Genomic DNA, 23,561 nt, shown 5'->3' on the forward strand with positions numbered 1-23,561 from the left:
TCATCCAACGGCTTCTTCTTGGTGTTGAAGGCAAGCCAGTTGATCGGACCGACGCCGGCAAAGCCCTTGTCGGTAATGGTGATGTTCTGCATCTTCTCGATGCGATCGATGTCGCGGGTATTCGAGATGAATGGCAGCACGTTGACGTCGCCGCGCTCCAGCGAGACCACGGCGGCATTGCTGTCGGAGACAAGCTTGACCACGATCTTGTCGAGCTTCGGCCGGCCGGCGATGAAGAACTTGTCGAACTTCTCCAGCGTGTAATATTCGCCCTGCTTGTATTCGGTGAGGCGATAGGGGCCGGAGCCGACCGGCTTCAGGTTGGCCGGATGCGCCTTCACGTCCTGGCCGTCGCCATAGATGTGCTTCGGGATGATCGGCATCAGCGCCGGCGACATCGCCAGCAGCAGCGCCGGATGCGGATGCTTGAGGCGGATGACGGCGGTGAGCGGGTCCGGCGTCTCGACCTTGTCCACCGCGGCCAGCATGCTCTGGAACGGGTGGTTGGCCTTGATGGTCATGATCGAGAAGGCGATGTCCTCCGAGGTCACCGGCTTGCCGTCATGGAACAGCGCGTTATCGACCAGCTTCAGCGTGACCGAGAGGCCGTCCGGCGCCACGTCCCACGACTTGGCAAGATAAGGCTGCGGATTCCAGTTGTCGTCATAGCGCAGCGGGCTTGCGAAAATCTGCGTCGACGGCATCGCGGTGGCGAGGCCGGATTGCACCGCACCGTTGAAATGACGCGGCACCTGCGTGGAGGCGACCACCAGCGTGCCGCCATCGGCGGCCATTGCGGGCCGTGTGCTCGGCGTGACAGCGGTCGCAACCAGCGCAAGGCCGAGGGCTGCAGTCAGAAGAGAGGCTTTCAGCGAGCGGGGTCGTCGAGACCAGGTCGGAGACATGGCAGGTGTCCTTCTCTCAGAGGGTGAATGCGGCTTGCCGGCGGTTGGTGTCCGCCGTTGTCATCAGTGTCGGTGCAGCGAGCGCGGCGTCGAGGATCGCATCGAGCGTGACCGTATCGGGAAGCGCGTCGGTGCCGACGCCGACCAGCAGAATGTCGTCCCCGGTCATCATGCCATCGGGCAGCGGTGACAGCGTCCAGTCCTGGCCGACCATCTGCAGCAGCGCCGGCGACGCGTCGCCGGCGATCCGGCACGGACCTTTCAGGCGCAGCAATTGCGGGGGCAGTGCCTTGAGGGCGTCGGCAAGCATATCGCGGTCGAACGCGCCGTTGCGGGCATAGCACCAGCGGCGGAATTTCTGCTCGTGATCGGCATGATCCGCAGCCGTGGCGGCGAAGCGCGACGCCGGCCTGAACGCGCCGTCCGGCAGGGCCGGCAGCGTGTGCTCGGTCGTCTCGATCACCGCGACGCCCGGGCGCAGCGCCGCGATCGTGCTCCGCGCAGCATCGGCCGCGCTGCGATCCAGCAGATCCACCTTGGTGAGCAGAACAAGACTGGCGCGGTCGAACTGCCCGCGCACCGTATCGCCGACGCGGGCATCGCCGAGCAGCGTCACGATGCGCGACGCATCGGCCAGCACGATCACCGCATTGAGCCGTAGGCTCGGTTCCACCAGCGCGATCTCGGCGATGCGCCAGGGATCGCCGACGCCTGAGGCCTCGATGATGATGTGATCGAAGCTGGTGCCGTCGTCGAGAATGCGGCCGAGCGTATCGAGGAAGCCGCTGCCGATGCTGCAGCAGACGCAGCCATTGGCCAGCGTCATGGTCTCGCCGTCATGCCGCGCGATCAGCGCCGCATCGATATTCACGGCGCCGAAATCGTTCACCAGCACGGCATAGCGGCCGCTGGCGGCGCGCAGCAGATGGTTCAGATAGGTCGTCTTGCCGGCGCCGAGAAAGCCGCCGATCACCGTCACGGGTGTTGTGATGCGCGGCGTCGCCGTCATGCCCGAGGCGCCTCCCGGACCGTGCCGCCGACCACGGTACCCCAGACGTTGATGTCCTTGATCGCTTCCGGCGCGACCTCGAGCGGATCGGCGTCGAGCACGACGAAGTCGGCATATTTGCCGGTCTCGATGCTGCCGACCATATGGTCGAGCTTCAGCGTATAGGCGGCGTCGATGGTGATGGCGTTGAGCGCCTGCTGCACGGTCAGCGCCTCGGTTTCCTTGCCGAGCACGCGGCCCGAGGACGTGACGCGATTGACGGCGCACCACGCCGTGAACAGCGGGCTCAGCGGCGTCACCGGCGCGTCGGAATGGATCGCAAACGGTACGCCCAGGCGCAGCGCGGTGCCGGTGGCGTCGAGACGGTTGGCGCGTTCCGGTCCCATGGTGAGGTCGTAATGCGAGTCGCCCCAGTAATAGACGTGATTGGCGAACAGGTTGACGCACATGCCGAGCGTCTTCATGCGCCTGAACTGCGCGGCATCGGCCATCTGGCAATGCTGCAGCGTATGGCGATGATCCGGCATCGGCGTTGCGATCTGCGCGGCCTCGACAGCATCGAGCGCCACTTCGGTGGCCTCGTCGCCATTGGTGTGGATGTGCATCTGGATGCCGGCGGCATGATAGGCGGCGACGATGCCGGGCAACTCCTCCGGCGCGATGTACCACAGGCCGTTGGGCGCGCCGTTGTGATAGCCAGGCCAGCGCAGCCGCGCCGTAAAGCCCTGGATCGAGCCGTCGACCACCAGCTTGACGATGCCGTAATGCAGTTTGTCGTTATTCGACGCCTGCAGCGCCTTGATCTTGGCGACGCCGGCTTCCGGGCTGTGCGACACCGACGCCATGGCCGGCACGAGGCGGACCGCGAAATCCGCGCGGCGGCTGGCGGCGCGATAGACCTCGACGGTGAGATCGGCGAGATCATTATGCAGGTCGGTCACGGTGGTCACGCCCTGCACGCAGCAGGACGAGGCGTATCGGTTGACGTCCTCGGCGGTGAGATTGCCCGACAGCGGATTGGTGCCCAGCACGCGGAACACGCGGAAACGCGCGGCGATGCCCTGAACTTCGCCCGATGGCTCGCCGTCCTTGCCCATCACCACGCCGGAAATATTGGTGGTGCGGTCGAGTTCTGCGCGCTGCATCACCAGCGAGTTGACATTGCTGATATGGAACGAGGCATGCACCACCATGATCGGCCGTGTCGTCGAGACACGATCGAGATCCTGGCGGGTGAGCGAGATGCTGCCGATATGCAGCGGATCGAACCCCCAGGCGAACAGCGGCGCCTCCGGATCGGTCATCGCGCGCTCGGCCTGTTGCAGTCGTTCGACGATTGCGTCGATGGTCGGCACGCCCTGGACGACCTTGCCGTCCGGCGCGCGGCGATCGAATGCGCCCACATAAGGCAGCGACCACATCATGCCTTCCATGATGTGGCTGTGGCCCTCGACGAAACCGGGCAACAGCACTTTGTCCTTGAAACGGTCGTCGACCTTGCCGCCGCCGAGAGGGCCGATCTCGTCAAGACTGCCGACCGCGACGATCCGGCCCTCGCGCACCGCAACATGGGTGGCCACGGGCCGTGACGGATTCATGGTCACGATCTTGCGGGCGGAGAAAACAACCGTATCGTGGCTCACTTGATCATCCTCGATTTCCGTCACGGGAGCGTGAGGCCAGTTATGGCGCCGAGCCAGCGCCAGATCGGATGCACGAATGGGGCCAGCCATCTGCGCTGGCCGAATGGCTGGCTGGCGCGGCTCTTGCTTCGTGAGAAAGTTGGGTTCTGGTTCAGGTTGGAGTGGTGAATGGCAAATCCCGGCAGATCGACGAAGGCGGCGGAAGGTCGCCCGGTATCGTCGGGAATCGGCGATGCGCTGTTCTGGGGCTCCCTGTTCCAGGGGCTGGACCGGCGCGGGCCGTTTCTGCAGCTGCAGATCCGCCAGCTGATCTGCACGGCGATCGAGGAAGGCCGCCTTGCACTTGGCGTCCGCATGCCGTCGAGCCGCGAACTGGCGACATTGCTCGAAGTGTCGCGCAATACCGTCGTGATCGCCTATGAGCAGCTGGTCGATCAGAATTTCCTCGTTTCGCGCGAGCGCAGCGGCTTTTTTGTCGCGGGCCTGCCCAAGCATCTCGACACCCAGCGCGATCTGCGCGCCGCGCCTGACGATGCCGGCACGGCGCGCTGGGCGGAACGGTTCGCCGTGCGCCCCTCGGCCAACCGCAATATCGTCAAGCCGCTCAACTGGCAGGACTATCCGTATCCGTTCATCTTCGGCCAGTTCGATCCCAGCCTGTTCCCGACCAATGACTGGCGCGAAAGCGCGCGCGCAGCCCTCAGCGTGCCCGAGATCAACAACTGGGCCCGCGACCTGATCGATGCGGACGATCCGGCGCTGATCGAGCAACTCCGGCTGCAGGTCTTGCCACGGCGCGGCATTCGCGCGCGGCCGGACGAGATCATGATGACCATGGGCGCCCAGCATGCGCTCTATCTGATCGCCCGGCTGTTCATCAAGCAGGGCACGCGGGTCGGTATGGAGGATCCCGGCTATCCGGACGCCCGCAATATCTTCGGCATGCTGACCGAAAATATCGTGCCACTGACGGTCGATGGCGACGGCATGGTGCCCGATGCGGGCTTCGAGAGCTGCGACCTGGCCTATGTCACGCCTGGGCATCAGTGTCCGACGACGTCCGTGATGCCGGAGGCGCGGCGTCTCGAACTGCTGCGCAAGGCGCAGGAGCGCGACATCGTGCTGATCGAGGACGATTACGAAAGCGAGCTGATCCAGGAAGGGCCGACGCTGCCGCCGCTGATGAGCCTCGATCGCAACGACCGCGTGCTCTATGTCGGCAGTCTGTCCAAGGCGCTGGCACCGGGGCTGCGGCTCGGCTATGTGGCCGCGCCGGCGCCGGTGATCCGCGAACTGCGCGCGCTCAGGCGCTTGATGCTGCGGCATCCGCCGCTGAACAACCAGCGCGTGGCCGCGCTGTTCATCGGCCTCGGTCATTATCGCTCGCATCTGCAGCGGGTGTCCCGCGTGCTGCTCGAGCGGGCGCGTATTCTCGACCGGTTGCTGCCGCAGCATCTTTCCGGCTGCAGTTTCAAACGCGGCGTCGGCAGCACCAGCTACTGGGTGACGTGTCCGGACGGCGTTGATGCCACGGAACTGGCCAAGGCCGCGCTGGCCGAAGGGGTGGTGATCGAGCCCGGCGACGTCTTTGCGATGACCAAGGGCAGCCATGCCAACAGCTTCCGGCTCGGCTTCTCGTCGATCCGCAACGACCGCATCGAGCCCGGCATCGAACGCCTCGGCCGCATCATCGCGCGGCCGGGATAGCGCAGCGACGCGCGATCACCTCTCCCCACCGGGGAGAGGTCGACACGGCGAAGCGCAGCGTAGCCGGGGCGGGTGAGGGGGGCCACACGCTCCGACGTCACCAGCCCCCTCACCCGCGCGCAAGGGCGCGCGACCTCTCCCCGGTAGGGGAGAGGTGAAGAAGGCCGCCTTCGCTACGTCAATTCGCCAATCCCTTTCACCGCACTGACCAGCGCGATGGCGCCGAGGCTTGCGATCGACACCTGACGGTGCATCGCCTCGCTGCCGCGGCGGAACGCCAGTTCGCCGAGCCGGGTGCCGAGCCACATCACCGGCAGGCCGAGCAGCGACAGGCCGACGGTGTGCAGGTTCATCAGCCCGACGCCGACAAAACTCACCGTCGCGGTGATCGAGGTCATCAGGAAGAACACCATCAGGGACGCCCGTGCCGCCCGGCGCGGCATCGGCAGCGACATGTAATAGGCCACCACCGGCGGGCCGGGCATCGCGGCAAGGCCGTTGAACAGGCCGGAGAAAAAGCCGGTGATCGAGGTCAGCGGGCGGGGGGGATTCTCGGGCAAGGCGAAACCGCGCTGCAGCGCGAACACCGCCAGCAATGTGATGGCGCTGATCGCCAGCCGGGCGGCCGGTGCCGAGATCGCGCTCAGGATCAGCGTGCCCAGCGGCGAGCCGATCAGTGCGCCGAGCATCAGCCAGCGCAGCGAGGGCCAGTCGCAGGCCTGCGACGCCTTGCGGAAGTCGAGCAGGCTGCCGGCGAGCTGCAGGCCGATCGCCACCGGCACGGCTTCGGTCGGGGTCATGAACAGGCTCAGCAGCGGCACGGCGGCCAGCGCGAAGCCGAAACCCGTATAGCCGCGCAGCACGGCGGCGACGAAGATGGAGGCGATGGAGAGCAGAACCAGCTTTGGTGTCAGCGCCGCGCCGAGATGGCCGATCGCGATCACGAGGTCATGCATGTCAGTCGGTTCCGTCCCTTGCCATGGCGCCACCATGGCGGTCTGCGCCCGAAGGTGCAGGGCCAGCGCTGGCCAATGTTTGGTCCAGATCCGGCCGGCTCTGGCCGGTTGGTTCGGCGCAACTGGCCCTAATCGCGGCGCATCACCGCTGGCACCCTCATGGTCATGATCGGCCATGTGCCGATGCCTGCTTCAACGATCGAGAGAGCCTTGCAATGTCCGAGTCGTCCGCGCGCCACCAGCTTCTCGTCACGCTGTTCGAGGCGTTCAACCGCCACGATGCCGATGGCGTGATGGCCTGCATGACCGACGACATCGTCTTTGACACCGCGGTCGGTGCGGAGATGTATGGCAACCGCATCACCGGCACGGCGGATGTGAAGGCGGCGTTCGAGAAGGTGTGGGGCGGCATGCCCGATGTGAGCTGGACCTGCACGTCGCACAGCGTGTTCGGCGATCGCGGCCTGTCGGAATGGATCTTTCGCGGGACGGCCGCCAATGGTACGCGCATCGAGGCCGAGGGCTGCGATCTCTTCACCTTCAAGGGCGACAAGCTCTCGCGCAAGAGCGCCTTCCGCAAGGACCGGCCGGCGCTGCCGGCCAAACCTGCATCGTAAGGAAGCTGTCCATGTCGATCGCGCCCTACGACCAGCATCACGATCCGCTCGTCTCGCCCGGCCCCGGCACCAACCGCAACTACGCGCCGACCTATTGGCTGGCCACCGCCGGCACGCTGCCCGAGGACGACGGCCCGATCACCGGCGATCTCGACGCCGATGTTGCGATCATCGGCTCGGGCTATACGGGGCTTGCCTGCGCGATCTTTTTGGCGCGCGAATTCGGCATCAAGGCGGTGGTGCTCGAAGCCAACCGCGTCGCCTGGGGCTGTAGCACGCGCAATGGCGGGCAGGGGCAGAATGCATCGGGCCGGCTGTCGCGCTCGCAATGGATCGAGCGCTGGGGCCGCGACGTGGCGCTGCGCCTGCATGCGGAAGTGCAGGACGGTTTTGAGACGTTCGAGGAACTGATCACCTCGGGCAGCATCGATTGCGAGCCGCAGCGCGGCGGCCATCTCTATCTCGCCCATCGCCAGCGCATGCTGGACAAGATCGCAGCCGAGTCGAAGGTGCAGAACGAGGTGTTCGGCTACAAGACCCGCGTGTTGTCGGCCGAAGAGGTGCGCCGCGACTACGTCAACGAGGCGGAATGCGTCGGCGCGGTGCATGAGCCGCTCGGCACCGGCGTGCATCCTGCGAAGCTTGCCTTCGGCTACCAGCGCATGGCGCGCGAGCTCGGCGCGAAGGTGCATCCGGGCAGTCCGGTACTGGAGATCACGACGCGCGGCGGCGTGCATCATCTGCGCACGCCCGGCGGCACGGTGCGTGCCCGCGCCGTCGGCATCGCGACCGGTGCCTATACGTCGCTCGGCCTGACGCCGTTCCTGCGTGGCCGCTGCATGCCGATCATGTCGAATTCCATCGTGACGCGGCCGCTCACCGAAACGGAGCTGGAAGCGACTGGTTTCAAGACCACGCAGGTGATCACCGATACGCGTACGCTGCGGTTCTATTATCGCCGGCTGCCGGACAACCGGGTGCAGATCGGCAGCCGCAGCGCCATCACAGGCGCCGATGCCGCCAACCAGAAGCATCTGCAGCTCCTGATCGATGGCCTGCACCGCAAGTTCCCGGCGTTGAAGGGCATCGAGATCGATTACTCGTGGTGGGGCTGGGTCGATGTCAGCCACGACATGATGCCACGCATCTTCCGGCCCGATCCTTCGCAGACGCTGTTCTATGCGCTGGGCTATGGCGGCAACGGCGTGTCCTATTCGGCGCAGGCCGGCCGCCGCATGGCCGAAATGATCGGGGGCAAGAGCTTCAAGGGCGAGGACCTGCCGATCTTCACCTCGCCGCTGCCGACACATCCGTTTGCGCCGTTCCGCCGCATTGGCCAGCGCATGCTGTACAAGCTCTATCAGTCGCGCGACGAGGCGGCATAGGCGCTCACGCGCTTGCTGCGCGCGCCGTGGACCCAGTTCTCCACCTGCCGGGCAACGACATAGGTCGCGGGCGTCAGCACGACGACCAGCAATGTCGACGACAGCATGCCGGAGAAGGTCACGATTCCGATCGAGCGCTGTGCATTTGCCCCGGCGCCCGTTGCGAGCATCAGCGGCACCACGCCGGCGGCAAAGGCGATCGAGGTCATCATGATCGGGCGGAAGCGTTCGCGCGCCGCTGCGACTGCGGCATCGATCGGGCTCTCGCCGCCTTCAAGGCGCTTGCGGGCGACTTCGACGATCAGGATCGCGTTCTTGGCGGAGAGCGCGACCAGCAGGATCAGTCCGATCTGCGAATAGAGATTCACATTGATGCCGAGCGCCGCGATGGTCAGCACCGGGCCCACCAGCGCGAGCGGGACGGCCAGCAGGATCGACGCCGGCGTCCACCAGCTCTCATATTGCGCGGCCAGCACCAGATAGACGAGCAGCAGCGCCAGTCCGAGTGCCAGATAGATCTGACCCGCGATGGCCTTCTCCTGATACGACATCGCCGTCCATTCATGCGCCGTGCCGGCCGGCAATGTGCGTTTGGCCACGGCATCCATGATGCCGAGCACGTCGCCGGAGCTGAAGCCGGGGGCCGGCGCGCCGAGGATGGTCGCGCTCGGATAGAGATTATACAGGCTGACCAGCGACGGCCCGCTGCTGCGGGTGACCGACAGCAGCGATCCCAGCGGCACCATATTGCCCTGTGCATTGCGGACCGTGAGATCGAACACCTGCTGCAGGTCGGTGCGTGCCGTGCCGTCATTGGTGGCGAACACCTGGAAGGTGCGGCCGAAGCGATCGAAGCGCCCGGCAAAGCTCGATCCGAGCGATGCCGACAGGGTCGAGAACACGTCATCCACCGCGACCTGCAGCGTGGCTGCCTTGAGGCGGTCGACGGTCAGGCCGATCTGCGGCGCATCGGCGCGGAAGCTGGCATTGGTCCGCTGCACGCCGGATTGTCCCTGCGCATTGCGCTGCATGGCGTCGGTGACCTGCGACAGCCGCTGCCAGTCCAGCGTGTTGTCGCGCAGCTCCACCTGCATGGTGAAACCGCCGCTGTTGCCGATGCCCTGGATGGCGGGCGGCGGGATCACCAGGACCTTGGCGTCGTCGACATCGGCAACGGCCCTGGTCAGCGCGCCATACATGTTCGGCAGGTTTTCGCTCTTGCCGCGCTCGCTCCAGTCCTTCAGCACGATATAGATCGCGCCGGCATTGGCCAGTGACGCATTGCCGTCGGTGGCGGACACGCCGGCGATCGACAGCGTGTTGTCGACGCCGCCGACCTTGCGCAGCTTGCCGCTGATGCGATCGAGTGCCGCATTGGTGCGCTCGAGCGAGGCACCGCTCGGCAATTGCACGCTGACGAGGAAATAGCCCTGGTCCTCGAGCGGCAGGAAGCCGGTAGGCAGCCGCGTCAGGCCCACCACCGCCAGCGTGACGATTGCAACGCCGGCCAGCGTGGTTGCGATGCTGTGGCGGACCAGCTTTGTCACCAGCGCTGTATAGCGCCGCTCGACGGCACCATAGACCTTGTTGAAGCCACGCCGGAACCGGCCGGGCCGGGCGGACGCATCATGCGGCTTCAGCCAGGTTGCGCATTGCGTCGGCTTCAGTGTCACGGCATTCACCGCGCTGAGCAGTGCCGTCGCGGCGATCACCAGCGCGAATTGCGCGAAGATCTGGCCGGTCAGGCCGGGCAGGAACGCGGCCGGCAGGAACACCGAGATCAGCACCAGCGTGATGCCGATGATCGGGCCGAGCAGATGATCCATGGCCGAACCTGCGGCATCATGCGGCGACAGCCCGCTCTCGATGCCGTGGGCGGCGCCCTCGACCACGACGATGGCGTCGTCCACCACGATGCCGATCGCCAGCACCAGCGCGAACAGGGTCGACATGTTGACCGTGAAGCCGAGCGCCGCCATTACCGCGAAGGCGCCGATCACCGTGACCGGCACCGTGGTGGCCGGCACCATCATGGCGCGCCAGTCGCCGAGGAACAGCAGGATGACCGCCAGCACCAGCACGCCGGTCTCGATCAGCGTCACATAGACCTCATGGATGGCGGCATCGACGAAGCGGGTGGTGTCGAACGGGATCTGGTAGCTGACGCCCGGCGGGAAGGTTTTTGACAGTTCCGCCATGCGGGTCTTCACCGCGTTCATCACGTCGAGCGCATTGGCGCTTGGATCCTGCGCGATGGCGATGCCGGCCGCCTGTGCGCCGTCGAGCTTGAAGCCCTGGCTGTAGGTCTGTGCGCCCAGTTCGATCCGGGCGACATCCTTGAGCCGCACGATCTGGCCGCCATTCTCCGGTGCGGCCTTGACCACGATCTCGCCGAATTCGCCGGGATCGCTGAAGCGGCTGGAGCGGACTTCGAGCGTCTGCTGGAATGCCTGCCCGTTCGGCACCGGCGGGCCGCCGAGCTGGCCCAGCGGCACCACCTGGCTCTGCTGCTGCAGCGCGCCGACCACGTCGCCGGCGGTGAGATTGCGGGCGCGGAGCTGCTGCGGGTCCATCCAGACCCGCATCGCGTACTGGCCGGCACCGAACACGGTGACATTGCCGACGCCGGGCAGGCGCGACAGTTCATTCACGAGATTGATCGAGGCATAGTTGCTCAGGAACAGGCCGTCGCGGCTGTTGTCGGGAGAGGCGAGGGCGGCGAAGCCGAGAATGGAGGTCGAGCGCTTGTCGACCTTGACGCCCTGGGTCTGCACGCTGCTCGGCAGCGAGGCCAGCGCCGACGACACGCGGTTCTGCACCAGCACCTGGGCCTGGTCGACATCGGTGCCGATCTCGAAGGTCACCGTGAGCGTGTAGGTGCCGCTGTCGGTGCTGTAGGACTGCATATAGAGCATGCCGCCGACGCCATTGACCTGCTGCTCGATCGGCAGCGCCACCGTGCGTGCGATGACGGCGGCATTGGCGCCGGGATAGGTCGCCGTCACCTGCACGGTGGGCGGCACCACATTGGGATATTGCGCGACCGGCAGGCGCAGCAGGCATACGGCGCCGATCAGCAGCATCAGCAGCGCGATGACATTGGCGAAGACGGGGCGGTCGATGAAGAAGCGCGAGATCATGGTTTGCTGTCCGGTGTGGCAGGTATCGCGGGGGCTGCGCTGTCGTGCGGCGCGACGGTCTGACCGACCGCGACCTGCTGCGCATTCGTGACGATGACCCGGTCGCCGGCGGCAATGCCGCTGCGGATGATCCGCAGCTCGCCCTCGCGGCCGCCGGTCTCGACCATCCGTTGCTCGACCTTGTTGTCGGCATCGACCACCAGCAGCGTCGGCGTGCCCTGGATGTTGCCCAGTGCGGTGTCGGGGACGAGCAGCGCGTTCTTGCTCTTGCGGGCCGGAATCCGGACCTTGACGAAGGCGCCGGGCAGCAGCGCGCGATCGGCATTCTGCAGGATGGCGCGCACCGACAGCGTGCCGGTGGCCGGATCGACCGCGGGCGCGGCGTAATCGAGCTGTCCGCGATGGGGAAATCCGTGCTCGCCCTGCATCGCGACATCGACCGGCAACGTGCGCAGGTCGGCCTCGGTCTTGCCGGCCGCGGCCACCAGCCCACGCACGCGGATGGCGTCGCCCTCGTTGACGGTGAATTTGGCCCAGATCGGGTTGATCTGCAGCAGGGTGGCCAGCTGCGCCGTCTGCTCGGTTCCCACCAGGGCGCCGACGCTTTGCAGATGATTGGTCATCACCCCGTCGAACGGGGCGGTGACCTTTGTATAGGAGTAGTTGATGCGGGCCTGGTCGAGGGCGGCCTTGGCCTGCTGGGTCGAGGCCTTGGCCGCGTTCAGGTCGGCGGTTGATTGCTGGGCCTGCATCTGCGAGGCGACCTCACGGCTCGCCAGCGTCGCATAGCGCTCGTTCTGCTGGGTGGCGAACAGCGCCTTGGCCTGGGACGCTGCGAGATTTGCCTCGGCCTCCTCGAGCTTGGCCCGGTAGGGCGCGGGTTCGATGGTGAACAGCGTTTGGCCCTGCCTGACGGTGGTGCCGTCCTCGTAGCCGATCGACTCCAGAAAGCCCTGGATGCGCGCGACGACGCCGACCGACTTCACCGGCACGAGCTGGCCGGTAAATTCCATATATTCGGTCACGTCGCGCTGCACCGGCGCCTGCACCTTGACCTCGGGCGGCGGCGGCGCCTGGTAGGAGTTGCGCGGCCCGCAGCCGGCAACCATGGCCGGCAGTGTCAGAAGCGCGATGGCGAGGCACACGCGGCGCGCAGGCAAATGCCTGTCCCGCACGAATGCCGGACTAGTGGAATAACGGAAAGCAAAGGCAGGCACGCGGCGACTCCGTCGATGGTCGGACATGAAGCAGGAAATGAGTGCAAGCCAACGTGACGCGGCGAGCCGCCGGCGCATGGCAATGTCTATGCAGCAAACGGCTGCGCATGCGAGGCGACGATCCGGTGTCGCTGGCCATCCACCAGCGCGGCTTCGCTGGCAGGCTCCGGTGTGTCGTCATCCGTGAGACAGGCGACGAGACCTGTGTGCAATCGGTCGAGCGCGAAATCGAGAATGTCGCGGTCCGATCCAAGCTCTCTGGCTGTATCGGCGACCTTCAGATAGGCGTAAAACTCGCTCAAGCAGGCTCTTGGTACCACCGTCGTCATATCGGCGCGCACCGGCCGCGGCGTCATGCGGTTATTCTGGGCCAGGGTGGCCGACAGTCCACAACAGATCGCCAAGGCGAGACATCCCGCCACCAGTACCCAGCCAATTCCTGTCCATTGTCGTGGTTCGCTATCCATTCGGCATGTCCTTGTCCCGAGCAGCACGTGGCACCGGGGATGGCACTGCCAGATCCCCGGTACTCGAAAGTGAGCAGCGCGCGCGGCGCAGCTCCTCAGTATGGGCGGTAGTAGGCGACGTGGGCCGCGTAATAGGGCCGATAGGCGGAGCCGTAATAGTAACGCGAATAGTAGTAGGGACGCGGTGCGTAGACGACCGGCCGCGGCGCGTAGACCACGCGTGGCGCGACATAGACCGGCGCCGTCGAGGCATAGGCCGAGCGCGCAACCGCCGTTCCGGCGGCGACGCCCACGGCAACACCCGCGGCAACCCGGCCGGGATGATGGTGGTGACCATGATAGTGACCGCGCGTGGCGACACCGGCGCGCGTCACCGAGCCGCCGCGCGGGCCGGTGACGGTGCTCTTGCCCGCGCAAACGCCACCGGCACATCCGACTGCGCCGCTGCGGGTGACGCTGTTGCCGTTGGGGCCGGTGCGGGTCACCGTGCCGCTGCGCGACCAGGCATTGGCTTCGGCCATGGTCACGAGCGACAACATCGCGGCAAGCGCCGACCGCGTCAGAAACTTCTTCATATCGTTATCCTCATCGGGATTGTCAGGAACTGGATTGCCGGCTGGGTCGGGCAGCGCCTATTCCGCCTTGGCCGACTTCAGGGCGTCCTTGCATTCCGGCGACAGCTTGTCGGCCTTTTCCTTGAGGCAGGCCGCGATCCGCCCGCCGCCCGGCGCGACGGTGGCGCAGAACTTGTTGAAGTCGGCGCGGCAGGCCGCACGCGGCGACTGTGCCTGCGCATGGGCAACGGCGGGCAGGGTCGTGAGCAGCGCGAGCGCGGCAAAAGTCTTGTAGACGGATTTTTTCATGTTCTCGTTCTCACATTGGGATGTTCGAAACGTCAGTGCACGACGGTGGATCGCGTCCTGACGGAGAGACATCTAGCCGGCCGATGTGGATCGCGTTTCGATGCCGCGCAATGTTTTGTGTTGGTTTGTAGACGGGATGTAACAGCCGCGAGGGCGGCCCTTATGTCGCGTAACAGTTTGTAAAAACGCCGTTCTGCGGCTTGCCGATCGCGCGTCATTGTTGGAAACAGGCGGCATGACAGTGCCGCAGCCCACCATTCTCATTGTCGAGGACGATCCGGAAATCCGTCGACTGGTGCGCGACCTCCTGATCCAGGAAGGGTTTGCCATCGAGATTGCCGAAGACGGCAGGGCCATGGACGAGGTGCTGGCGCGGCTGCATCCCGATCTGATGATTCTCGATCTGATGCTGCCCGGCGAGGACGGTCTGGCGATCTGCCGGCGGCTGCGCGCCAGCAGCACCATTCCCATCCTGATGCTGACCGCCAAGAGCGACGAGATCGACCGCGTGGTCGGCCTCGAAATGGGCGCCGACGATTATCTCGCCAAGCCGTTCAGCTCGCGCGAATTGCTGGCGCGCGCCCGCGCGATCCTGCGCCGGACCCGGCCGGTGCCGCAGGCGCCGGACAATCGCCGCTACGGTTTCGATGCCTTCGCGATCGATATCGATGCGCGCCAGTTGACGACCCAGGACGGTGAGGCGGTGGCGCTGACCAGCGCCGAATTCGATCTGCTGGTGTGCTTCGTGCAGCGGCCGCGCCGGGTGCTGACCCGCGACCAGATCCTCGACTGGACCCATGGCCGTTCCGCGGAGCCGTTCGACCGCACTGTCGACATGCTGATCTCGCGCCTGCGCAAGAAGCTCGACGTTGCACATCCCGGCTCCAACCTGATCAGCACGGTGCGCAATGGCGGCTATCTGATGACCGCCCATGTGAGCCCGCTGGCATGACCGGCAGCCTGTCCTTCGGCGCCCGTATCGGCCTGATCATGGTCAGCGGTCTGGCCTTGGTGTGGGTCACCGCCATCGCGGCCTATTATGTCGGCGGCCGCAGCAATGACCTGCAGTCGATCGGTGATCCCGCGCATGTGGTAGCGGTTGTCGAGCTGATGGAGCGCACCGCGCCGGACGGGCGCGCACTGGTCGAGCGCGCCACCAGTACCGATGGATTCATGGTCAGTGTCGAGCGCAGCGCCGCCAATGACGACGACGCCACGGAGCCGGGCTCGCGCTTCAGCGGCAGCACCGCACAGCCTTATGTCGCGGCGCTGGCAGGGCGCAAGGTCAACGTGACCTTTGACGATACCCAGCGGCGCCGCATGTTTCGCCACTTGTGGCCCGACATTCTGCGGTTGCGCATCGATCTCGGCGACGGCGATGTGCTCACCATCGCGATCGTGACGCCCCTGCTGCGCGGCCCGCTCGGTCTGCCGATCGGGTTCGGCGCGGGGATCATCGGCATTTTCGTCGCGTTGATCGCGTTACTGGCGATGCGCCGCGAGACCAAGCCGCTGACCCGGCTGGCTGAGGCCGTCGACCGTATCGATCTCTCGCCCAATCCGCTACCGCTGCCGGAAGCGCGCGGCAGCGCGCCGGAAATCCGCGCGCTGATTGAGGCCTTCAACCGGTTGCAGGGCCGGCTCGGCGAGTTGCTGCGTTCGCGGCTGGCGATGCTGGGCGGCATCTCGCACGACGTCCGCACCTTCGCCACGCGGCTCAATCTGCGGGTCGAGAAAATCCCCGACGATGCCGAGCGCGAACGTGCGATGACCGATATCCACGACATGATCCGGCTGCTCGACGACGCGCTGCTTGCCAGCCGCGCGGGTGCCGCGGAATTGTCGGAGGAACTGATCGAGATCGACGATCTGGTGCGCGGCGAAGTGGCTGATCGTCAGGCCAATGGCGCGCGCATCGATTTCGCGGCGGGATCGCATGGCCGCACTGCTGTCGTGCTCGGCGACCGGCTGGCATTGCGGCGGGTGATCGCCAACCTCGCCGATAACGCCATCAAATACGGTTACGCCGCTCATCTGCGCAGCGAAGTTTCCGGAAAGAACGTTATTCTCACCGTCGATGACCAGGGGCTTGGCATTCCCCTGGCGCAACGCGCTGCCATGCTGGAGCCGTTCAGCCGCCTCGAGACCTCACGAAACCGCAACACCGGAGGTGCCGGCCTCGGGCTGGCGATTGCACGCGGTCTCGTCGAAGCTCATCACGGCAGCCTTGCGATCGAAAATACGGCTTCAGGGAACGGTCGCGTGTCGGTGCGCCTACCGCTTTTCGAAACATAGTTGAGGCGCGCGAACTGGGGCAACGCCGGCGAATTAAGTTACGTCTCGGCGCTGTCAGAAAATCCTTGGATTCGTGTCGCGGGTTGGTTCGGTCGCGGCCCCGATCACCGCGCCATCCTCCAAAATCATTCGCGCCGCATTGAGGCGCATCTTTCTGATACGTGCTGGAATTATTGGTGGGCCCAGGACTCGAACCTGGAACCAGACCATTATGAGCGGAGAACAGAAGTCGCTCATTCGCGTAAAAGCGTGGAAAATCAACGATCCCGACTAGCTTTGACGAGGTTTGCGAAATGTTGGTTCGCCAACATCGTTGGTTATCTATTGGTTTTGGTTAGGGAGATGCCGTGCGAACGACATACATTTCGTTGCGGACTTGCCGCCAAAAATCTCTGGCGCTGACCGCGCAATGAACCTGTGTGTTTCAAGCCGCGTCCAACATCACGGCTCTGGTATTTGCGGTATTTAGTGGATGCAAATATTAGGTACGCAGATTTCTCCAATATCTGCTATTATTCGAGCTTTCAGGATCTTGGCTGTGTATTTCAAGCCCATATTAGTCGTTCTCGCTTTTATCGTATTTGGCGTCCAGCCCGCGAGCGCGGAGCGGCGTGTCGCGCTGGTAATCGGGAATTCAAATTATAAGAACGTAAGTCGGCTTCTTAACCCATCCAATGACGCGTCGGCCGTAGAGGCTGTACTAAAAAATGCAAAGTTTGACGTCGTCGATGCTCGAAAAGATCTATCGACTGCGGAAATGCGCCGAGCTCTTAGAGAGTTCGGCAACAAGGCACGTGATGCCGACATCGCAGTCGTTTATTATGCCGGTCACGGCATTGAGGTCGATGGTACAAATTACCTCATTCCGACCGATGCTTCACTGGAGCAAGACGTCGATGTGTTCGACGAAGCGTTTCCACTAGACCGCGTACTTGTTTCTGTGGAGCCCGCAAAACAACTGAGGCTCGTGATCTTAGACGCTTGTCGCGATAATCCCTTCGCTAAAACGATGAAGAGGACTGTTGGCACAAGAGCTGTTGGTCGAGGGCTCGCAAAAGTCGAGCCTTCCAGTCCTAATACTTTGATAGCATTTGCGGCTAAAGCTGGTTCGACCGCTTCGGACGGGGACAGCAAAAATAGTCCGTTTGCAGCCGCCCTCATAAACCACATCGCGAAGCCCGGTCTCGATTTGCGCAAGGCTTTTGGCTATGTCCGCGACGATGTAATGAAGAGCACAGGAAATAAGCAGGAGCCTTACGTTTACGGCTCCTTGGGCGGAAATGATGTCTCATTGGTTCCTGCAGATGCGCCTACCGTTCTGCCCTCATCCTCGCCAGCTGTTGATGCACGCCGTGATTATGAAATAGCGTTATCCGCAAACAGCAAGGATGTGTGGGACGCATTCATTGCAAACTATCCTGCCGGTTTTTACACGGCCGTTGCTAAAGCTCAGCGTAACAAGCTCTTAGCCGAAGAATCGCGAATCGCCGCCGCCGAACGCGCCAAAGCCGCCGAGGAAGAAAAGGCGAAGCTTGCTGCAGAGGGCGCTAGAGCTGCTGAGTTGGCAAATGCTGCGCAAAAAGCGAAGTTGGCTGAAGAAGCGCGCTCTGCTGCTGAACGTAAGAAGGCCGCTGAGGAAGCGAAATTAGTTGAAGCGGAACGTCGGAAGGCTGCGGCTGTCGAGAAGGCGCTGGAAGAGACACGTATCGTTGCTGAAAAGAAAAGATTGGCAGATGAAGCGAAAAGTGCCGACATCGAACGTCGTCGGCTGCTAGCGGCCGAAGAGGCGCGTCGTTTCGCAGATCAGAAAAAGGTTGAGGATGAGAGAAGGTTGACAGAAGTCGCATCGACCAAAAAGCCTGAATCGCTGTCTGCAACTAGTCAGTCAGATAACGCAGCCAAGCAAGTTGGTCAGGTCGCCAGTCTTCAGCCAGACGCAAAAGTAGAACCTCCATCGAACGTGAGCGACCTTTCGCGTCAAATCAAAGTCGAGCTACGTCGGGTCGGTTGCTTCTCAGGCGCGATAGACGGAAGCTGGAATACGGATTCGCAGAAAACCCTTGAAAAATTCAGCCGATATTCAGGCATGAAGGTTGATGTGAAGGTTGTGAGTATTGATGCTCTCAATACCGTAAAGGCGAAAGCTGGACGAGTGTGCCCGCTAGCATGTGAGCACGGTTACAAAGCAAGTGGTGACGAGTGCAAGAAGATCACGTGTCGCGTGGGATATGCAATTGCAGACGATAATAGCTGCGAGAAGATTGCTGGCGATAAGCAAAAAGCTAAGCTTTCACCAAAGACCGCTGATCAGCCTGCGACAAGTCCGAAGCGCGCTGCGGCGGCTGGATCCGGGCGGGCACAGTATCTTTGCAATGGAACTAACCCTTGTGTGGAAGTTCCTGCTAACTGCCGGATTGTTAGTACCGGCGCGCATGCTGTCCATGGGCAGACAGCGGTTTGTCCGTGAGCGAACTTGTAAAAGAGCTCTGATATCTTCCGGTCGGCGGTGGAGCTGGCAATGAAGAAGTGCGATATTTGCTTTCAGTTCAGCCGTTGTGAGCGGGAAACAAAAGTCCCGCACTCGCATCAAAGCGTGGAAGATCAACGGTCCCGAGTCATTTCGACGTCGTTTGCGGAGCGCAGATCCGCCGATATCGTTGGTTATCTATTGATTTTGCCACGCTTATGACCTGCTGCAGACTGTGATCCTCGTTTGCCACAGCAGTCTTACAATGGCCGAGATAAACATTGGCTCTTAATTCCAGAGAAGGTCGTTCTGCATTCGATATGTGGACGTCGTGCGAATCGGCGGGTCAGCCATCGACGGAATACTCGGAAGATTAAAACGAATTCATAGAACGAGCCGGGAAATTCACCGCCATACGCAGATTCAACTACTAAGGCAGCGAGGAGCGCCCATGTAGGAAGCGGCAGGATTCCTAGGCATGAGTGAGAAGACGCTGCGTGACACTTGTGGTCATCACCACACGGACTCTCTGCAGAACGCAGCCAAGGCCATTGGTTCGCGTCCGACGCGCTTGCGGGAAAAATTGGTTATTCCGTTGGTTATACCGGAGGACGAAGAAAGGGTTGGAGTTCAACCCCTTGAAATCATTGGTGGGCCCACCAGGACTCGAACCTGGAACCAGACCGTTATGAGCGGACCACGTCGCAGGTTCTAAAAATGTAATAAAATCAAATGTTTACTTGAATTCAAGCAAATGAAAAGCGACAAATGCAAACCGTTTGTACGCTTTCATTCGCTTTCATGCATGTTGTATTTGCGTCGGAAGACGCGCTCTCGATAGCGTTAGAAATATATATCCTCGTCGAAAACGATTCCTTCGTGTGAGCTGCCAGACTCATTTCGCTCCCAGCTCCACGGATTGAATACAGTCAGCCGATCAGCTGTCTGCGAGACCGCCTTAAGGAAATCGACGGTATCTATGCTGGCTTTGTGCTCTAATCGACTGACAGCATCCTGAAGTGCATATTCAATCTGCGCCCTAATTCCCCCACCACTATTGCGAAGTCTGCCGAAGCACACGCTGAGCGCATCTACAAATATCAAGAAAGCGAGCGTGTTTTTCGGGTTTTGTTTGCAATCTAGAGAAGTCAAATACTCTGCAATAGCGTTGTTCGGAAGAATTCGAGCTGTTCCTAGAGCGACTACTCCCAAATACCCATCCAGTCCCACTTGAGCACAATCTTTCATGGCAATCTGGATGTTACCCGTGCGGCCCAATCGACGCTCGTCACGCAATCGACGGTACATGCGGAGTTCATCTCTAAGTTCAATCGCGGCACTTTGCTCGATATCTTGAGAGTTGATCCAACGAGGGTGGTCTACATCGACTGGTTTCCACTGCGTATCCAATCGACGGTCATCGATTGAGGCGCGAAGCTCCGCAATTTCGAAGCCAGCTTCTAGTAGGGTACGAGGCATGGACGAGAGCGGCGAGTTTGTGACCAAGTTTCCAGTTGGAAGATCTGCGCCTTTAAATTTCGAAAAGGCCGCCACATTCTTACAGGTTATTGATGCGGGCGTATCTTTGAGGAGTCGGATTAAGGAGTTCATCGACGTCGACTCTACAGTCCAGAAGCCGCCGCTGGCCGTGAGATCGGCGACTGAAGCAGCCCGTCGACCATCGTCATCCTCTACCATAAACATCGGAAACTGCTTCAAGGAGTCCGCGATTTGAGCGAGAGAGTTGGAAGAGTAAAGAGAACCTGCAATCCACGGAAATTGATCTACCGCGTAGCTAAGCGAGAATCCTTCGATAGCCTGAAGGCGGCTGATCTCTTGCTGAACTTCTTCTAGGTATGCGTCAAACACCGCCGTGTTCAATGTTGCTTTGTCAGCGTCAGACTCAAGCGACGTTCGTGCGACATTCGTTTTTGGGGCATTGCGGCCGGTACAGTTCACAATGCTAAGCAGACCAGCTCTATTTCCATAGAAACCAGGCGAACCAAACTCTACGCGAATGCCTTCGACACATATGCCCATTGGTGGAACTAGAGTTTGTCGCTGCTGCATAGAGTCGGAGTACTGTAGGAATTGTTTGTCCCTAAAATGCTTGTTGTAGACAGTCACAAATGCAAGCGTGGTGTCTCCGAAAGTTTTTTCCTGAACTTCTACCCGTTCACGATCGAGTCCAACCTGTGCTTCTTGTAAGAACGCTTCCAGAGATTCTCTAGGTGATGCATAGCCGATCTTCTCGGCGGTCCCGTTGTCGATTGTCGCGGAGATGTTGCAGCGAGGGAAGAGTATCCATTGTTTCAGGGTCTGGAGAACGTTGACTTGCTTGGAGCTGGCTCGCATCTTCAGAATGATTTTTGTGCCGTGAGGGCCGATTTCTCGCGACTCGGAACTATTCTTCTTGTCCAGAAGTCGAATGAGATATTTGCCGTGCACGGATCGTAAAGTGATCTCTCGGCCATCTTCCTGATCCTCGTGGAAGGTGACTATTTGAACATTATCCGCGACCATAAATGTTGAAAGGACGCCAATCCCGAAACGGCTGATTGGAGAAAAATCTGGATGCTTTTCCCTGAATTTCGTGTCTTGGTAGCGCGACGATCCGACGTTGAGCAGATGGCGCTCAATGATGTCTTGGGTCATCCCGGTCCCATTATCGACAATAGTCAGCGAACGTTGAGCTGAGTCCCAACCGATTGATACTTTTCCGTGAGAGCTTGAGTCTAGGCCTTTCAACGAGCACTGTAAGCGTACGGCATCGATCGAATTTTGGACAAGCTCTCGTATTGCGACCGAGCTGTCGTTGTAGAGCGTGTGGCCCGTAAGCAAATCCAAGATTTTTGTTTGATCAATCTGAAACTCGAAAGGGTTCGGAATAAAGCCAACCGCCTCCACTTGTGAGTCGTCGATTGCCCGCCAAGGGAAATCTAACTTGTTGGTGGTTTGCGAGCGCGCCTTTTGCGCACAGGAGTAGGCATAAGCAAGTTGTTTTCCGGCGTAGGCAAGATAAGCCGTTAAGCCAAAGAAGCCGTTCTCATTATCGTATTTCGCGAAAACTGACAGAGTGTCAGACTGCAAACTGGCCTTTGCTTCACCATTTTTGTCTGCCACAGGCTTTGGGAATACGCCGCGAACGGCGTTTTGCTTGATCCATTCTGTTTGACTGATCGGGTCCTTTGGATCGATCATCCTGAACATAACAGACGGTGCGCGTTGACGCGTTATCTGCAAGAGATCGGTAGTGCGCAGTAACACCGCAGCATAGAGTAGGTTTGCCGTTTCAGCTGGGGCTGATGCGTATGGCTTGAAAGGCTTATACTTTGCCAGGTCATCGAGGTCGTCAAGATTATGACTCTCGCATATCAGCGCAAGGTCGCGCCTGAACTCTGGGTCGATGTTTGCGAAAAGGCGAGCGAGTTCGTCCCTCTGCGCTCGAGCATAGCCAAGCTCTTCGGAGGGAGTGCCTTCGATCCACGTGCGAACTCGTTTCGCATGATTGAAGCGCACGAACTCTTGATAGAAGAAGCGTTCAGCTCGATCGGAGCCGAGCGCCTGAACTTTTATCTTATAGTCCGCTCCGTCATTCTGATTAAAAAGATGCTTATCGCAAAAGTTCGTAAAATCCGCCTTATCCCGGTTCTGGAATTCGTCCTCTGTTACGATCAAACCCAAGTCGTGGAAATAGATAGCGAGTGTGATTAGGAGCCAATCTGCGGGCGTCATCGCTCCTTTGGTTGCCTCGGGCACGATCCAATCCAGATCAGACAGCATGGCTTCGACATGCGAGAAGTCATGGACTGTATATTCGGCAAAAATATTGTTGCGCCCAAATTGATCGAGGATCGCCTTTACCGTTCTGCGAACTTCGTGGAGCTGAATTGGAAACGAAGGCAATTCAGTCGCAGCTAATGCTCTCTGCTCGGCTGCAGATAACTTGTCCATTTTCCTCGCCCAATTCTGCTTGCTATTGAATGCTGGCAGAGTAGGCGATGGCGCAATCGGTTGTAAAGTTTTACCGATGCAATTTCTTGTTAAGAAGTGTTTTTGAGTTACAAAAGCAGCCGGATTTATCGGCTCAAGCTCGCTTCAATCCGCTTTAGTATTTTGCTCGGTGCTGTCTCAAGAGCGAGAGCCAAACGGAAAAGCGTGGCAACTGTCGGGGACTTAAGCCCTCGTTCTACTTGGCTAACATATGTCCGATGAATAGCCGCTCTTTCCGCCAACTCCTCCTGCGAGAGACCGGCAGATTGCCGCATCTCAGCGATAACTTTTCCAAGCGTAACATTTGAGTTGCTCACGCTCCCATAGTCAAGCTCCGAAGACTAAAGATCTACAGACTATAGTATTCAAGAATCACGTATAAGCTGACGGAGCTTGAGGTGCGGTGGAGATGGTGAGTGGATAGAGAGGAGACTGAATTCAAATCTGATACTCCTTTGAGACTAGACGTTGCAGTCAAGGTAGCATTTCCAGCGGGCGGTCTCACTGTGGCGGGGCTTCGGAAGGAAATCGCGCGTGGCCGTCTGGAGGTAGAGCTGATCGCCGGAAAGCATTTCACGACATTGGCAGCTATCGAACGAATGCGAGAGCGATGCCGAGTCATCAAGGAACCTTCACTGCATGAAGGCCTATCTCAGCGTGACGTACGACCAGCTCGAGCCAATCATGCCTCTGGAGCGGAACTAGTACGGTTTATCACTAGAAAACTGGATGCCAGTCGCGCGGAGAGGCGCGCCAAGAGAATGGCCAATAAAAAGAAGCGCTCAACTTAAGCAATGAAAATGAAGCGGAGCCAACATGTACCGAGACCTGTACCGTAGACCTTTATTATACCAACAGGCGCCTCGTAAGCATCTGACATTATAGTTATTTTTGGCT

17 protein-coding genes are annotated in these 23,561 nt (G+C 61.2%); 6 read left to right on the top strand and 11 right to left on the bottom strand.

The genetic code is table 11. The features are described 5' to 3' along the window. The 3 genes from ACIQ2A_RS19530 to ACIQ2A_RS19540 form a co-directional block, all read right to left on the bottom strand. A partial coding sequence (locus ACIQ2A_RS19530) for an ABC transporter substrate-binding protein (RefSeq protein ID WP_398482358.1) occupies nucleotides 1-905 on the bottom strand: 905 nt, incomplete at its 3' end. Nucleotides 906-921: 16 nt separating this feature from the next. Continuing rightward, nucleotides 922-1,914, bottom strand: a complete 993-nt coding sequence (locus ACIQ2A_RS19535) for a CobW family GTP-binding protein (RefSeq protein WP_398482360.1) — start codon at nucleotides 1,912-1,914, stop codon at nucleotides 922-924. Then, nucleotides 1,911-3,557, bottom strand: coding sequence for an amidohydrolase (locus tag ACIQ2A_RS19540; protein ID WP_398482362.1), 1,647 nt, complete (start codon nucleotides 3,555-3,557; stop codon nucleotides 1,911-1,913). The genes ACIQ2A_RS19535 and ACIQ2A_RS19540 overlap by 4 nt, the downstream gene beginning before the upstream one ends. A gap of 168 nt (nucleotides 3,558-3,725) precedes the next feature. On the opposite strand from ACIQ2A_RS19540, the gene ACIQ2A_RS19545 reads away from it, so the two are divergent. Then, complete coding sequence (locus ACIQ2A_RS19545; RefSeq protein ID WP_398482364.1) at nucleotides 3,726-5,264, top strand: PLP-dependent aminotransferase family protein; 1,539 nt, start codon at nucleotides 3,726-3,728, stop codon at nucleotides 5,262-5,264. 173 nt (nucleotides 5,265-5,437) lie between these two features. Here ACIQ2A_RS19545 and ACIQ2A_RS19550 read toward each other — a convergent pair whose 3' ends face one another. Then, nucleotides 5,438-6,220, bottom strand: a complete 783-nt coding sequence (locus ACIQ2A_RS19550; RefSeq protein WP_398482366.1) for a sulfite exporter TauE/SafE family protein — start codon at nucleotides 6,218-6,220, stop codon at nucleotides 5,438-5,440. A 215-nt stretch (nucleotides 6,221-6,435) separates the two neighbouring features. On the opposite strand from ACIQ2A_RS19550, the gene ACIQ2A_RS19555 reads away from it, so the two are divergent. Further along, nucleotides 6,436-6,837, top strand: a complete 402-nt coding sequence (locus ACIQ2A_RS19555; protein ID WP_398482368.1) for a nuclear transport factor 2 family protein — start codon at nucleotides 6,436-6,438, stop codon at nucleotides 6,835-6,837. An 11-nt stretch (nucleotides 6,838-6,848) separates the two neighbouring features. After that, a complete protein-coding gene (locus tag ACIQ2A_RS19560) occupies nucleotides 6,849-8,222 on the top strand; it encodes an NAD(P)/FAD-dependent oxidoreductase (RefSeq protein WP_398482370.1) in 1,374 nt (457 codons plus the stop codon). Here the strand turns inward: ACIQ2A_RS19560 and ACIQ2A_RS19565 are convergent. The 5 genes from ACIQ2A_RS19565 to ACIQ2A_RS19585 all read right to left on the bottom strand — a co-directional run bounded on the left by ACIQ2A_RS19565 (nucleotide 8,198) and on the right by ACIQ2A_RS19585 (nucleotide 13,909). Then, the gene (locus tag ACIQ2A_RS19565) at nucleotides 8,198-11,362 is read right to left on the bottom strand and encodes an efflux RND transporter permease subunit (protein WP_398482372.1); all 3,165 of its coding nucleotides are present in this window, start codon (nucleotides 11,360-11,362) and stop codon (nucleotides 8,198-8,200) included. The genes ACIQ2A_RS19560 and ACIQ2A_RS19565 overlap by 25 nt on opposite strands. Beyond that, nucleotides 11,359-12,579, bottom strand: coding sequence for an efflux RND transporter periplasmic adaptor subunit (locus ACIQ2A_RS19570; protein ID WP_398482374.1), 1,221 nt, complete (start codon nucleotides 12,577-12,579; stop codon nucleotides 11,359-11,361). The genes ACIQ2A_RS19565 and ACIQ2A_RS19570 overlap by 4 nt, the downstream gene beginning before the upstream one ends. An 86-nt stretch (nucleotides 12,580-12,665) precedes the next feature. Then, the gene (locus ACIQ2A_RS19575; protein ID WP_398482376.1) at nucleotides 12,666-13,046 is read right to left on the bottom strand and encodes a hypothetical protein; all 381 of its coding nucleotides are present in this window, start codon (nucleotides 13,044-13,046) and stop codon (nucleotides 12,666-12,668) included. Nucleotides 13,047-13,141: 95 nt separating this feature from the next. After that, on the bottom strand, nucleotides 13,142-13,621 hold the full coding sequence (locus ACIQ2A_RS19580; protein WP_398482378.1) for a hypothetical protein: 480 nt from the start codon (nucleotides 13,619-13,621) through the stop codon (nucleotides 13,142-13,144). A gap of 57 nt (nucleotides 13,622-13,678) precedes the next feature. Beyond that, nucleotides 13,679-13,909: a cysteine rich repeat-containing protein gene (locus tag ACIQ2A_RS19585; protein WP_398482380.1), complete on the bottom strand. Its 231-nt coding sequence runs from the start codon at nucleotides 13,907-13,909 to the stop codon at nucleotides 13,679-13,681. 235 nt (nucleotides 13,910-14,144) lie between these two features. On the opposite strand from ACIQ2A_RS19585, the gene ACIQ2A_RS19590 reads away from it, so the two are divergent. The 3 genes from ACIQ2A_RS19590 (at nucleotide 14,145) to ACIQ2A_RS19600 (ending at nucleotide 18,671) form a co-directional block, all read left to right on the top strand. After that, nucleotides 14,145-14,861 (top strand): response regulator, encoded by a 717-nt coding sequence (locus ACIQ2A_RS19590; protein ID WP_398482382.1) that lies wholly within the window; start codon nucleotides 14,145-14,147, stop codon nucleotides 14,859-14,861. Then, complete coding sequence (locus tag ACIQ2A_RS19595; protein WP_398482384.1) at nucleotides 14,858-16,204, top strand: sensor histidine kinase; 1,347 nt, start codon at nucleotides 14,858-14,860, stop codon at nucleotides 16,202-16,204. The genes ACIQ2A_RS19590 and ACIQ2A_RS19595 overlap by 4 nt, the downstream gene beginning before the upstream one ends. A 538-nt stretch (nucleotides 16,205-16,742) precedes the next feature. Further along, a complete protein-coding gene (locus ACIQ2A_RS19600) occupies nucleotides 16,743-18,671 on the top strand; it encodes a caspase family protein (RefSeq protein ID WP_398482386.1) in 1,929 nt (642 codons plus the stop codon). A gap of 843 nt (nucleotides 18,672-19,514) precedes the next feature. Here ACIQ2A_RS19600 and ACIQ2A_RS19605 read toward each other — a convergent pair. Further along, on the bottom strand, nucleotides 19,515-22,625 hold the full coding sequence (locus ACIQ2A_RS19605) for an ATP-binding protein (RefSeq protein ID WP_398482388.1): 3,111 nt from the start codon (nucleotides 22,623-22,625) through the stop codon (nucleotides 19,515-19,517). Nucleotides 22,626-22,750: 125 nt separating this feature from the next. Continuing rightward, on the bottom strand, nucleotides 22,751-22,939 hold the full coding sequence (locus tag ACIQ2A_RS19610; RefSeq protein WP_398482390.1) for a helix-turn-helix domain-containing protein: 189 nt from the start codon (nucleotides 22,937-22,939) through the stop codon (nucleotides 22,751-22,753). Nucleotides 22,940-23,561 lie beyond the last annotated feature (622 nt).

It is taken from the genome of Tardiphaga sp., assembly GCF_044336785.1.
Taxonomy (GTDB): domain Bacteria; phylum Pseudomonadota; class Alphaproteobacteria; order Rhizobiales; family Xanthobacteraceae; genus Tardiphaga.